Origin of the sequence: Plectonema radiosum NIES-515 (assembly GCF_025753815.1) — a bacterium.
Classification (GTDB): domain Bacteria; phylum Cyanobacteriota; class Cyanobacteriia; order Cyanobacteriales; family Nostocaceae; genus Hassallia; species Hassallia radiosum_A.
The window spans coordinates 1-13580 of the sequence record NZ_JAOWRF010000283.1; the positions used below are offsets into that span (position 1 = coordinate 1).

At 41.6% G+C, this 13580-nt stretch carries 10 protein-coding genes; 4 read left to right on the forward strand and 6 right to left on the reverse strand.

Going from position 1 to position 13580, the window contains the following annotated elements; genetic code table 11:
• Together OGM63_RS19955 and OGM63_RS19960 are read left to right on the forward strand one after the other, a co-directional pair.
• On the forward strand, nt 1-1104 hold a 1104-nt coding region (locus OGM63_RS19955), incomplete at its 5' end, for a CHAT domain-containing protein (protein WP_263747405.1).
• A 125-nt stretch (nt 1105-1229) separates the two neighbouring features.
• A complete protein-coding gene (locus OGM63_RS19960; protein ID WP_263747406.1) occupies nt 1230-3719 on the forward strand; it encodes a two-partner secretion domain-containing protein in 2490 nt (829 codons plus the stop codon).
• Between the two features lie 253 nt (nt 3720-3972).
• Here OGM63_RS19960 and OGM63_RS19965 read toward each other — a convergent pair whose 3' ends face one another.
• The 3 genes from OGM63_RS19965 to OGM63_RS19975 form a co-directional block, all read right to left on the reverse strand.
• Nucleotides 3973-5688 (reverse strand): ShlB/FhaC/HecB family hemolysin secretion/activation protein, encoded by a 1716-nt coding sequence (locus OGM63_RS19965; protein ID WP_263747407.1) that lies wholly within the window; start codon nt 5686-5688, stop codon nt 3973-3975.
• Nucleotides 5689-6037: 349 nt separating this feature from the next.
• Complete coding sequence (locus OGM63_RS19970; protein ID WP_263747408.1) at nt 6038-6907, reverse strand: shikimate dehydrogenase; 870 nt, start codon at nt 6905-6907, stop codon at nt 6038-6040.
• Nucleotides 6908-7015: 108 nt separating this feature from the next.
• Nucleotides 7016-7393: a hypothetical protein gene (locus OGM63_RS19975; protein ID WP_263747409.1), complete on the reverse strand. Its 378-nt coding sequence runs from the start codon at nt 7391-7393 to the stop codon at nt 7016-7018.
• 490 nt (nt 7394-7883) lie between these two features.
• Here OGM63_RS19975 and OGM63_RS19980 point away from each other — a divergent pair, with 490 nt between their 5' ends.
• Nucleotides 7884-8819 carry an alpha/beta fold hydrolase gene (locus tag OGM63_RS19980; protein ID WP_263747410.1) on the forward strand — a complete coding sequence of 312 codons (936 nt, stop codon included), beginning with the start codon at nt 7884-7886 and terminating at the stop codon, nt 8817-8819.
• Nucleotides 8820-8866: 47 nt separating this feature from the next.
• Here the strand turns inward: OGM63_RS19980 and OGM63_RS19985 are convergent, their stop codons facing one another.
• On the reverse strand, nt 8867-9568 hold the full coding sequence (locus tag OGM63_RS19985; RefSeq protein ID WP_263747411.1) for a hypothetical protein: 702 nt from the start codon (nt 9566-9568) through the stop codon (nt 8867-8869).
• 731 nt (nt 9569-10299) lie between these two features.
• Complete coding sequence (locus OGM63_RS19990) at nt 10300-10749, reverse strand: aspartyl protease family protein (protein WP_318528508.1); 450 nt, start codon at nt 10747-10749, stop codon at nt 10300-10302.
• Nucleotides 10750-11104: 355 nt separating this feature from the next.
• On the opposite strand from OGM63_RS19990, the gene OGM63_RS19995 reads away from it, so the two are divergent.
• Nucleotides 11105-11473: a zinc ribbon domain-containing protein gene (locus tag OGM63_RS19995; RefSeq protein ID WP_263747412.1), complete on the forward strand. Its 369-nt coding sequence runs from the start codon at nt 11105-11107 to the stop codon at nt 11471-11473.
• 47 nt (nt 11474-11520) lie between these two features.
• Here the strand turns inward: OGM63_RS19995 and nblS are convergent, their stop codons facing one another.
• On the reverse strand, nt 11521-13425 hold the full coding sequence (gene nblS, locus OGM63_RS20000; RefSeq protein ID WP_263747413.1) for a two-component system sensor histidine kinase NblS: 1905 nt from the start codon (nt 13423-13425) through the stop codon (nt 11521-11523).
• Nucleotides 13426-13580: the final 155 nt, after the last annotated feature.

Here is a 13580-nt window from a genome sequence, read left to right on the forward strand (position 1 = left end):
CAAGAAGCGCTTCAGGTATCAGAATTGCTGCAATTGAGCGAACTGCAAAACTTCTTTGGGGATGAGTGCGTACAGGTTGCCCGTCAACCAAGTAAAAACTCGGCTTCGGTGGCAAATAATACAAATAATCATGCAGCAGTTATAAACTCGATTATTCTTAATGAACGCACTTATATCCTGCTGCGTTTACCCAATGGGAAACTCAATAGTTATCCTGTGGCAATGTCGGAAAAAGAGTTAGAAAAAGAAATTGACCATTTGCGGTTAACCTTGGAAGATATTTCCACTGATGAATATTTGACGGAATCACAGAAAGTTTATGATTTAACGATCCGACCAATGGCTGAGGATTTAGCTCAAGCCAAGCCAAATACACTGGTATTTATTAACGATGGTGTATTGAGAAACGTACCGATGGCAGCATTGCACGATGGTAAACAGTTTCTTGTAGAAAAGTATGCGATCGCTACTACTCTCGGTTTTGATTTAAATTCCCACAAACAACACATCAAACGCGATACCAAAGCTGTAATTTTTGGATTAACCGCCGAAATTCCACCCTTTGCACCCCTGCCAAATGTTAAGTCAGAAACAGAAGGTGTACAGAAGATTCTAGGCGGTAAACGCTTTTTAGACAAAGACTTTACTCTAGAGAATTTACAGAAGCAAATTGATAACTTTGGCTACTCAATTATTCACCTTGCCACCCACGGTAAATTTGGTGCAGACCCCAATAGCACATTTCTGCAATTATTTGACCGTCGGGTGTCATTAAATGAATTTGAGTCAATACTGCTTCATAGCAAGAAGCCAATTGAACTGTTGACTTTGAGCGCTTGTCAAACTGCTGTGGGTGACAGTCGCGCTACTTTGGGGATTGCAGGTGTAGCATTGCGAGCTGGTGTGCAAAGTACCCTAGCGACTCTGTGGTTTGTCAATGATGCCGATACAGTGCCGCTGATTCAAGATTTTTATACTCAAATGCAACAGCCTAATCTTACCAAAGCTGAAGCATTAAGACAAGCACAACTGAAAATTATTGCAGACCCCAATGGACATCCAGCAATTTGGTCTCCGTTTGTACTGGTGGGGAATTGGCAATAGCAGTTGTAGAGACGACTTGCCGGGTCGTCTGTACTTGTAGAGACGACTTGCCGGGCTGTCTGTACTTGTAGAGACGACCCGCCGGGTCGTCTGTACGAAAAAAGCAAAGTTGGGAGTTAATAGTGATGAATAAGCAATTGTACTTGTGTTTGGTGACATTAGCATCTATGGTGTGTACACCTGCTTTGGGACAAATTACACCCGATAGTAGTTTAGGAACTACGGTTACAACTTCGGAGTTGATTAATGGAGTTTTGAGCGATCGCATTAACGGTGGCACAATTCGAGGTAATAATTTATTCCACAGCTTCAGTGAATTCAACATTAATACTGGACGAGGAGCATATTTCACAAATCCTGATGGTGTAAGCAATATTTTTAGCCGCGTTACAGGTACAAATCCTTCCAACATCAACGGCACATTGGGTGTGTTGGGTAATGCAAATCTATTTTTGATGAATCCCAACGGTCTTCTATTTGGTACAGGTGCTCAGTTGGATTTAAAAGGTTCATTTCTAGGAACTACAGCTAACAGTATAAATTTTGATGACAATTCAGTATTTTCCACTAGTCCCAACTCCCCTGCGGGCGGGGTAACTCCCTTACTCTCAATGAGTATACCTGTAGGGTTGGGATTTGGCAGCAATCCGGGAGCAATTCAAGTCCAAGGAATTGGACACAACTTAATCATCCAAGACCCCACCTTCTCACCGTATTTACCTGGGGGTTCGACAACAAGATTGCAGGTACAACCGGGAAAAACCCTGGCACTGGTAGGTGGAGACGTGAATCTGAATGGTGCTAGCCTAACTGCTGCTGGTGGACGCATAGAGTTAGGGAGTGTCGGTGCAGTAGGTCAGGTGGGTTTGAATGCAACTCAGGGAGGATTCAAGTTGGACTATGGGAAGGTGCCAACAACAGCGAATATCCAACTAAGGCAGCGATCGCTTGTAGATGTGAGCGGAGTTACTGCGGGTTCGATACAAGTGCAATCTAACCGCATCAGCCTCAGCGATGGATCAGTAATTTGGAGCCAAAATCGTGGCATCCAAGCAGGAGGGGATATTAACATCGGTGCTGGGGATTTGTTAGAATTAAGCGGTGTAACCACCGATGAGCGCTTGCGAAGCAGCATTGTCAGTGAAACGGTAGGACTTGGTGCAAGTGGCAACATTGCTATTTCCACTAATAGATTAATCTTGGAAAACGGAGCGGCAATTACCAGCAGAACATATACCCCCGCTCCTAGTGGTAACATCAAGGTCAACGCGACTGATTTTATTCAGATGCAAGGTGTATCACCGAAAACTGGTCTATCCAATTTGCTGGGTTCTACTACGTATTATTACCCTAGGGAGCCGAAAGACTTGCCCGCATCAACAGCCAAGGCTGGAGACGTAACCATTACAACGCGGCAGTTGTCTGTGCGAGATGGTTCTTATCTATTGGCACTCGCGTTTGGTGATGGTGATGGTGGCAATATCTCAATCGACGCTGACACAATAGAAGCAAGAGGTAGCACACCCACTACAGCGGCTTTAATCCTAGCTAGTTCGATTGTAAGTGTGGGTTCTCGCTGGGGAAATTCTGGTAACGTCACGCTGAATACGCGCACCCTCAACCTTCAGGATGGAGGCACTGTAAGCACTAGCAGCTTAGGCACCGGCAATGCCGGCACGGTGACTATTAATGCGACTGAATCCGTGGAACTCACGGGGAAAGCACTAGGGGTCGATCTTGTCAGCAACATTAGCTCAACGGTTGGCTCATCAAGTTCTCTAGTTAGAACTTTAGCGACTTACAGCGCAATTGGAGATTCAGGAAATGTCACTATCAGCACACGTGAGTTGAAAGTAGGCAATTCGGCTGCGGTAAGTGTTCAAAATTTTGGTACTGGAAATGCAGGTACGTTGAGAATTAATGCAAAATCGGTGCAATTAGACCAGCAATCTGGCATTGCTGCTACCACGGCTTCTGGTGAAGGAGGTAACATCTTCTTACAAGCAGACAATTTGCAACTACGGCACAATAGCGGAATTCTTACCAATGCTGGTGGTACGGGGAATGGTGGAAATATAAATGTGGATGTGGGGGCAATATCTCAACTTGAAAACAGCAATATCACCGCAAATGCTGTTCAAGGTAAAGGCGGTAATATCCAAATTACCACTCAAGGAATTTTCGCCGATTCTGGCAGCAAAATCACCGCTTCTTCTCAATTAGGTATCAATGGACAAGTCAAAATTACTACTCCCGATGTCAAGCAAGACAATGCTTTACAAGAACAAGCAACTAATTTTGTTAATACAGATGCGGTGGTGGCAACAAGTTGTCTCGCTTCACGGAATGCAACACAAGGAAAATTTGTAGTTACAGGTAATGGTGGCTTACCAGAAAATCCCAATAATGATTTGCTGTCTTTATACTCAGTAGTACCTGTTCAGGCTACAAATCCGAGGGCAAACTCCAGGGAGCAGCCTGCAATTACTAGTTGGAAACTAGGCAACCCCATAACTGAAGCTACTCAGTTAGTCGCAACAACTGATGGAAGGTTAATATTAACTATCAACAACAGCGAAGTTATTCCCCGCTCCCAACAGCAGATATGTTTTTAGAAGATGTTTGAATCAATCTCAGTAGACATAGACGTGAAAAAGAATGTAGAGACGTGAAATTTCACGTCTCTACAAGGGTTTCGGGCAACGTATAGTTCATTTCTGGAGATGTCTAGTACTTACGCAAAAATTCTCTCTCTTCCTCATACCTCTGTGAACTCTGCGTTCTCTGCGGTTCGTTTTTCCATAACGAGTGCGTAAGTCCTAAATCTGTTTGACACAAACAGAGGCTTTAAAACCCCCATTCCCCGCTTCAAAACGGTTGATAGTTCAAGGAGAAGAATAAACCATTATCTTGGAGTGAATCTCCTTGCCGATTAATCGAAGTTAGGGGAAGTCCCCAATCTAAACGAGCCGCAAAATTATGATACTGCCAGCGTAGACTTAAACCGGTGCCAGCAAACAATCTATTATCTACACCTGTACCGTTATTGTTCCAAACTTTACCAACATCCAGGAATGGAGCTACTTGGATTGTCCCAAAACCACCTGGATCGTTAACTACACCAAAGCGCACTTCAAACGAACCTGTAACGGCATTGTCTGCTACAAATTGGTTTTGTCGATAGCCCCGGATGGTATCAATACCACCAATACTAAACTGTTCTAGAGGTAGCAACGAGTCAGGGCTGAGTTGAGTAGCAAAGCGAGCAACCCCAACTACATCTTTACCCATATTTTGCGCCCACTGAAACTGACCAATCCAACTGAAAAAGCGTCCATCAACTCCACTATTATTTACCGTAGCGTCGAAAGCTCCTATACCCAAGCTAAACTGCGATCGCGCGGCTAAGACTCGTTTCGGTGTACGGTTAATCCAATCTTGACCAAAGCGCAACACTGTTACTCTCGATTTACCATTTTCTGGTCCCGTTGAGAAAGAAAAAGGTATATTTTCGAGCAAGAAAGTTTGACTTTGCCGTAAATCTGCTGACAAACTGAGGGCAAATTCGCTTTTGGGTGTGTTGACGATTGGTTGACGGAAGCCGAGGGAAAATGTTTTAGTGCGTCCGAGGATATCTAAAGGTGAAAAAGGAGCTTCGATGACGCGGCTGTTACTGTCAGCATAACGCAAACTTAAAGTGCCGTTGCGGGCGTTTAGAGGAACGGCATAACTTAAATCGTAGCTCTTTGCTCCGGAAGTATAACCAATATCTCCCGAAAAGCGATCGCCTAAACCAAGTAAATTTTGATAGCTAAAATTGCTGCTACCTCTTGTAGAACCAACACTGGGAGAGTCACGATTTTCGACTGTAAATGTGCTCCTAAAAGGTCGAGCTTCTTTTAAAGTTACAGATAATATACTGCGTCCTGGAGTTGTACCCGCTTTCATTTCCGCTTGTACTGAGTCAAACAGCGGGTCTAATTGTAATACTTGCAACGCTGTTTCCAGACGACGGAGATTAAGTGGTGTACTAGCAGCAAGACTGATGCGCGATCGCACATAATTTTCTCTGAGTCGAGTTAATCCCTTAACTTCTATCGAGTCGAGTTCCCCTTCCACAACTTGAACGCTGACAACCCCACTCGAAACATCCTGCGGGGGTAAAAATGCCCCAGATGTGGTGTATCCCGAACTAGTATAAAAATCCGTCACGGCTGCGCGAATTGCTAGTAGTTGTTCAAAGTTCGCTTGCTTGCCAACAAAGGGTTCTACAACTTTATTTATCTCTTTCCTGGAGAATACTGTATTGCCTAATACCTGTACCTGTCGGATTTTGACTGCTGTTTGAGAAGCGATCGCATTTTTATTTCCAACTTGGGTTTCTGGAACTTTATCCAGGGAGTTTTCAGCTTGTGAAACCCCATCTGTCTGGGTTGCAAAGAGTGAGATTTGAGAATTATTTCGCAAAACAGCCAGCAGTCGCTGCATTCTTTTTGATTTTTCTTCGTCTTGTGATATTTCAGTTACTGGTAAGAATTGCAATTGGGTATCAGATTCAGCTAGGGTAGAAGAGTTGAAACTCAAGTATGATACCCCTGTTATTATTGCTAAAAGGTAAAATTTTACTGATTTGACTGGTGATAACATTTTTTACAAGCATCTCTCCACCAACCATAGAGTGCCCATAAATGTTCGATTAGTAACACCCACCCCTAAGACCTTCAAGGTGTGTTATTTTCCAGTTTTTTCTAGTAGGACTTACGCAAAAACCAAGATCGCTCCTCTTATTCCTTGGCTTCCTTGGCTTCCTTCTCCCGAAGGGAGAGGCTAGCGCCAAGGCGGTTCGTTTTCCTATAATTCTGCGTAAGTCCTGTCTAGTTTAGAAATTAATTTGACCTACCCTCCCCCACTCCCCCCCTCCTCCCCTCCTCCCTCACCGCCAACCGAGGTGATTTCTGAGTGTTTGCCGCATAATGTCTACGGGGACGGATTCTAAATCTAACCAGATTTTTAAGGCTGATGCACCTTGCTGGACTAGCATTTCTAATCCATCAATAGCGATCGCACCTTGTTGTCGTGCTAGTTCGAGAAATCGTGTCGGGCTAGGATTATAGATTAAATCGTAGGCGATCACTCCTAATTGCAAATCCCTCATTTCCTCTGCACTTAAAGGACACTGTTCAACGTTGGGATACATTCCCACTGGCGTTGTGTTTACCAACAACTGTGCTTGGGAAATTATCCTTGACATTTCCTCCCATTTATGTATTTGAAAATTAACTTCTGGCGATAAATTGTCCCAACTATTGCGGAATTCTTTCAACTTCTGCTCATTGCGCCCAATTACATGAACCGACGTACAACCTAGCTGGATACAACCCGCCACAACAGCCCTCGCTGCCCCACCATTGCCTAAAATTACTGCTACCGTCTGCTGCCAATTTCGCCTATACGTTGTTTGCAGAGGAGCTATAAATCCTTCTATATCAGTGTTTGTCCCAATCCAATGATTATCTTTACGAAAAACAGTATTTACAGCTCCTACAGATTTAGCACTTGGATGAATTGCCGATAAATAACTCATAATCGCCTGTTTATGAGGAATTGTCACGTTAAATCCTTTAACACCAATAGCAGAAAAGCCTTGGATCGCTTTCGGCAAATCATCTGGTTTGATGGAAAAAGGCAGATAAACGTAATCTAGTCCCAAAGATTCTAGAGCTGCATTATGCATCAACGGTGACAGCGAATGTTCAACCGGATGCCCAATTACTCCTAGCAGTTTCGTTTTTCCAGTTATCATTTTAAATCAATACTTTCAGCTTATAAGTTTGAATTAATGCTCAAATTTAAGTAATTTCAACAACATATAATAAAAAACCCCTACTTTCAAGTAGGAGTTTAATGTACATTACATATTCAACAGTAACAACGCTTGCTCCAACTGCATCTTAGCTTTATGCAAGTTAAGCAGCGTTTCTTGGTCATAGCGATGGGGATACTCTAAACGCTTTGCTTGCATCGTTGCTCTAATCAATGCCGCTTGTTGGTCGGTAGGTTCTCCCATTTGGTCAAGTGCTTGCCCTAAGTCCTGATAGCTTTTAAAGGTCATTCTCCTTAATCCTTCCCCGGATTTCATCTGACGTAAGGCAATAGCTGCAAAGGTCAATAAAGTATCAATCCAAGCAGTTTTATAACTAGGGTTTCCCAGTGGCTTCAATCCATACTGCTTGCAGAGTCCCTTAAGTTCCCCTAAGGTTTTGATTTCTAATTCAGAACGTGTAAACATGGAATTGTCCATTTTAAAAAGGTGGATATTGGTGGTTGCTAGTAGTCGTCAAACAAATCAACCACCAATTAAACAATTTATCCCTATGTACACATTCGATTCAACCTCTATTTACATTTCTTAATTGATGCCAAACCCTAAAGGGAACCCTGAAAACCTTATCAAGCTTGTTACTGACAGAGATGAACCGTTAACTGAAACGGTGACTATCAGGGTTCCCGCATCCATTAAGCAAAAGCTAAAATCATTAGACAATCACGCAGAGTTCTGTAGACAGGCTATTTATAAGGCTTTGAGGGAACTAGAAGGTAGTGATGAAGATTTTACGTAATCAATCGTTGCATAATCTTAATATTTTAAATCTCGCACGCACCAAGCACGCCTAAAGGTAGAAATTTAATTTAGGTGCTAAAAACTCTTAAATAATCAGCCTATCGCCTGAGAATGCCGAGCTACAATTATTAAAGGTTACTTAACATTTCTTTATATCATGCAGGCAACTACACGCCCAGCTACAACCCCGATTCCGGGAAAATATTGGCAGTGGCGAGGGCACAACGTTTACTACGTAAGAGCGGGAGAAAAAAAAACCCAACGTCCACCCTTGCTGTTAGTGCATGGGTTTGGTGCTTCTACTGACCACTGGCGTAAGAATATCACAGGACTGTGTAACGATTTTGAAGTTTTTGCCATCGACCTTTTGGGATACGGACGTTCCGCTAAACCGAAGTTGGAATATAGCGGTGAATTGTGGCGCGACCAACTTTATGAGTTTATCACTGAAGTGATTGGTGAAAAAGCGGTTTTAGCAGGTAATTCCCTTGGTGGGTACGCTTGCTTGTGTTTAGCAGCGCAACATCCTGATGCGGCAGCTGGTTTGGTTTTGCTTAACAGTGCTGGACCTTTTAGCGAAAATCAGACTTCATCAGAACCAGAAGCGTTACAACCAGAAATTCAGCCTCCCAAGCAAACAGATACACTGCAAAAACTATTTGGTGACGCTGTTAAATGGATTTTTCAACAACCGTTAGCGCAGTTTCTTTTATTTCAATATGTGCGACAGCGTTGGGTAATTCGGCAAACTTTAGAGAAAGTGTATCTTGACAAAAGTGCGATTACAGACCAGTTGATAGAAGAAATTCATCGACCTTCTAACGATCCTGGTGCGGTGGATGTATTTGCTTCGATGTTTAGCACTCCTAAAGGAGAGAAAAATGATGTTTTATTGCAGCAATTAACTTGTCCGTTGTTGATATTATGGGGTGAAGCTGACCCTTGGATGAATGCGAGAGAACGTTCTAAAAAGTTTCGGCAATACTATCCTCAACTGACGGAATACTTCTTGCAAGCGGGTCACTGTCCTCATGATGAAGTACCGAATCAACTAAACCCACTTTTACGAGATTGGGTTTTGTCTATTGCATAGTCTTCGTAGTAAGCCTTTAAGCGCTGAAGCGCTTACTACAAGCAGATTTATTTGAGAATGTAGGACTTAATTTCTTGATCTATTTGGTCGGTAATAATCTCAGTGCCGATCGCAGGTTTATTAATATTAACTTTGAGAAAATTTATCTTGTCTCGTTCTGTAAATTTTTTGTCGTTATCAGAGTCTTCAATAACTTTTAGTAAAATAGCACCAACACTTTGAATAATTGTCCAATTAATGAGTTGAGTATTGTTCGGGGTAATTTGCTGGAGATTCTTTCCTGAGGAATCTGAGATATATCCAATAATTGCATCTTGGGTGTTCAGTTTATTATCTTTGTTTGTATCGTTTTCAATTATTTTATACAACCAAAATCTTGTTGATGGCTTTCCGGCTTCTTTTTTCTCCAAAAAATCAAAGGCAGTTATAATTGCTTTTTTCTTGAGTAATAGATTTGTTTCTCCATTTCTTTTATGAAAAAATATAATATTAAAAAATTGAATTTCTTTATCAGAATAACCTGAAGAATCTAAATAACTTCTTCTATTTTGATTATTATCTTTGATCCTAACTGGAATCATCACATAATCTGATTGTTCTTTCAAGATTAAATCACCGTAAACAATATTGGGTTGTGACTTTTCCTCGGCAATTGAAGAAGTTTTTGCCTGTTCTGCTTTTCTAAAAACATTTGCCTGACATGACGAAGAAACTATAGCGACGATAATAGCTGTAGTAATTTTCTTCAAGTTATGATTTATCATGAAATTTCAGCCTAATGTCTTATCCTATTGTATTCACGCTTGACAAAGTTGCAAGCTAAAAGCAGCTTACATGTGCTAGCTAGTTGATAAATGTAAACTCGGTGAAGTAGGCTGACAAAAAAAATTTAGACTTTGTGAACACACTAATTATCTAATTGTTAGTGTTATCTTCTTTCTGTGGTATGGATAATAATTATCGGCGTTGCAGAGAAAGCGGGATGATTTGACAATCAACGTCGAGAAATTCAGCATATTGTAGAGACGTTCCGACGGAACGTCTCTAGGATTCATCCCAAGATTACCCAACGCTTAATCATCGTATTATTCATCATAAAACACTCAAAAACCTGGTCAAGGTTGACCAGGTTTTCCAAAATTTGCGATTCTCAAATTGTTAAACTTGCTAAGTAATAAAATCAGTCAAAAACTAAGGTGGATACAACAACGGGCAAACTCAGCATATTTACGTTTTTCCGTTTTAGGATTTGGCTTCCCTATTCAACTTAGGGGCTGTGCCACTTATTTTTATGCTGTTATTCGCTTGGGCTGATGACGGGGGACACGAAGTCATTTGCCCTTTGACTTTGGTTGTGGTTTGTTTGGTGTCCTACTATTTAAGTTATCACTTAAATCTGAGATTGGAATCGGTTGTTTAATAAAGTTAACGTTTCGTTTAATTTTGAAATATATAGTAGTTTTTCGTTCTGATGAGCAAGTTAATTGAAGTATATTGAGAAGCGATCGCCTAAACACTTAATCATTGCCACTGGATAATCAGGGTTAGCTGGATTCGGTATCAAGCGCTGATTTTTGCAATCTACCAGTAAATCTAACTGTTCCAAAATCACCTGACCAATCAACACCTCATTACCCACAACTAAAGCCTCTGCTACAGTTTCACGTCCTTCACACTCAATGATTACAGGTCCAGTTACTCCGACAATTTCCTCACTTCCGTTAGCATATTGAGCAAGTCGCTGACCTCTAATTCGCAAACCCAGCTGTTCTACAATAATAGTAGGAATTACTAAAGACACTGCCCCTGTATCAACTAATCCTTGAGTTTCATGCTCGCGTAATAACCTTGGTGCTAGCAAACCTCGATTTACTAACTCCTCATCTACAGCATTGGTTAACTTTACTTTAGCGTGAACTGCTCCCATCATTTGTTTTACTAATACTTTCCTATTTGATTATATCTTTCTTTAACTTCAAAGAATTAATTCAATTAATACAGCAGATTTAAGGTAAATGAAGTACATATATAAAACCCAAAATCTTGTAGAGACTATTCTGTGCTACGTCTCTACGTCTATTCGATATTATCGCGATAGGCTGCTGTCAATAAAAATGTTTAGATAAATATAGGTAAAAATCAAGATTCAATTTATTGTTATTTACGAATAATACCCAGTCAAAAATCCACGCATCAGACTTTTCGCAAAATTTCAAATCTCAAATCGACCCATCTTTTGCTGTAAATAGCTAAAATCAGAATGTTTATTTATTCGCACTGAAGTTTTGGCTACTGTATCTTGTCCCCGTTGTCATCAACTCGTTGACAGTCAAGCTGTCACCTGTCCCCATTGTCGCACAACTCTCAAAGCATTCGGACATCCCGGCATTCCCTTACATCGTGCCACAGGGAAAGAGTATTTGTGCGACAGTTGCACCTACCATGCTGATAATAGTTGTAACTTTCCTCAACGTCCTTATGCTAAAGAATGTACTCTCTATCAAAACACTGAACACAGCAAGTTAGAGTTGCAAAAACAGCGTGAAAACACCAGCTTTTCTGCAACTGTAAAAAACTGGATTAAACGCAATTCCTCTTTGCTATTGTTACTAAGCTTAGTATTAGTTTGTTTGCTGATAGCTCTATTGAAATAGCAAGTTAGTAGTTAGTAGTTAGTAGTTAGTAAAACACCTACCAACTATCAACTCTCAACTATTTCATTAAAAACAGTTAAATCAAACCAAAAAGTTGTCCCGACACCAACTTCACTCACGAGATGGACTTGACTGTGATGCTTTTCTTCGATGATATTTCTGACAATCGATAGTCCTAAACCTGTGCCTTCTAAAGTGTGAACTCTGTTTTCAACCCGGAAGAAGCGGTCAAAAATTGCTTTTTGGTCTTCTGGAGGGATGCCAATACCAGTATCGGAGATTTCTACCCGCACTTGACCAGGCTGGTTGTGATTGGGTTTTGGGTCTAATTGATAAGTGCGAATTGCAACTTTGCCACCAGCAAGAGAAAATTTGAGGCAATTACCAACGAGATTTGCTAACACTTGCAGCAACAAATCATAGTTACCAACTACTAACGGTAAATCTGGGGCAACTTCTTGAATAAGTTCGATGCCTTTATCTCTAGCATTAAGTTGGTAAGTACGTAGAGTTTGGTCGATCGCTTGCGGCAAATCGACTCCATTAAAGTGATAATTGCGACCAGATTCTAGCTTGGACAAATCTAAAACATCATTAACCAGACGAGTCAGGCGATCGGTTTCATGGTTAACTGTCTCTAGAAATTCCCGCCGTTGATCTACACCCAAATCTTCACCGTATTCGTGCAGAGTTTCGATAAACGATTTGATATTAAATAAAGGAGTTCGCAATTCGTGGGAAACGTTGCTGATAAATTGGCTTTTTGCCTCGTTTAGTTCGACTTCGCGGGTAATATCTTGCACGGTGATGGCAATACCTTTAATACTCTCGCGTTGCTGGTTGAGAACTGTAGTTAAAAGAATGCGGATGGTGCGCTTAATAGGTTGGCTAATGGGGATGCGAAACTCAGCGCTTTCGCAGTCACCTGCTGCCATTTCATACAAAGGACGGGTAATTTCCATTTGCACTGTTGAGGGCAAATGAGACAAAATACTACTACCTTCTACATGACTATTTTCCCAGCCAAAAATTCGCCGCGCTGTGGGGTTGACTAATATCACCTGCATGTTGTTGTCAATGAGCACTGCACCATCGGCAATGGTGGAAACCAACGTTTCTAACTTGGCTTTTTCTGCCGTTAGTTCCTCAATATTTTGTTCTTCGTAACTCTCCAAGCGCTCTGCCATGTCATTAAAGCTTAAAATTAACCCTCCCAGTTCACCCCCTAGTGGTAAGTCAATTCGCTGCTGAAAATTTCCGGAAGCAATTTGTTTTACTCCCGCTAAAAGTTCTTTAATTGGCTTGGTAATGGTTAAAGCGTTGACTACTCCTGCCAAAATCACCATTACCCAAATCGTAATAAATACAGCAATGGTGACATCGCGGGTAAAATTTGTGGAAATGACTGCGGTTTGATTGGGGTTAATGCCGATCGCTAATACACCCAAATATTTGTTATGAACAATCAAAGGCACAAATACATCAGTTACGACTCCATCCGGTGACTGGTGTTGTCGCACCATCGGCTTATCTGCATCGGCAGCATAATCATCTGGTAGCTTTATCCGACGCTCAATTGTTAGGGACGTTTCTACCTCTGGTTCGGAAAAGGGAATGCCAAAAAAGATTTTCCCAGTTTCATCAGCGTAGAGCATATAGCGCACGCTAGAGGTACTGCTGTAAAAGCGTTGGGAAAATTGGGCAACTTCCGTGAGATTTTCGTCTTCTATTAGCGGTGCGATATTACCAGCTAGTAGCAGTCCGAGGTCACGACCAAAGCGGGTATCATTTAGACGTGCATCCTGCTGAATCGTATTCACTGCCCAGAAGGTTAGACCACTCATAATTAAAGAAACCACTAAAGTGGCAGCAGCCAAAAGCTTGGTCTGGAGAGTAAACTCCGACCACCAATTGGCGATCGCTTCTCGGATTGTTTTAAAAAAAGCCAGCATTTTAAACAAATTGTTAGTAGTTTCTCTTATAAACCCCAACAACTAAAAATTAACAGTTAATTTGACAAATATGTTAATGGGAGTGGGGGAGGGGAGGAGTGGGGGAGTGGGGGACTCCTTGGATAATAATTCTTCTTTCCCCCCTCCCCCTATCC

What these genes read in the sequence shown, in the direction of transcription:
- OGM63_RS19960 (WP_263747406.1), top strand. Translation starts at nt 1,230, where the DNA reads ATGAATAAGCAATTGTACTTGTGTTTGGTGACATTAGCATCTATGGTG.
- OGM63_RS19970 (WP_263747408.1), bottom strand. Translation starts at nt 6,907, where the DNA reads ATGATAACTGGAAAAACGAAACTGCTAGGAGTAATTGGGCATCCGGTT.
- OGM63_RS19975 (WP_263747409.1), bottom strand. Translation starts at nt 7,393, where the DNA reads ATGTTTACACGTTCTGAATTAGAAATCAAAACCTTAGGGGAACTTAAG.
- OGM63_RS19980 (WP_263747410.1), top strand. Translation starts at nt 7,884, where the DNA reads ATGCAGGCAACTACACGCCCAGCTACAACCCCGATTCCGGGAAAATAT.
- OGM63_RS19990 (WP_318528508.1), bottom strand. Translation starts at nt 10,749, where the DNA reads ATGATGGGAGCAGTTCACGCTAAAGTAAAGTTAACCAATGCTGTAGAT.
- nblS (WP_263747413.1), bottom strand. Translation starts at nt 13,425, where the DNA reads ATGCTGGCTTTTTTTAAAACAATCCGAGAAGCGATCGCCAATTGGTGG.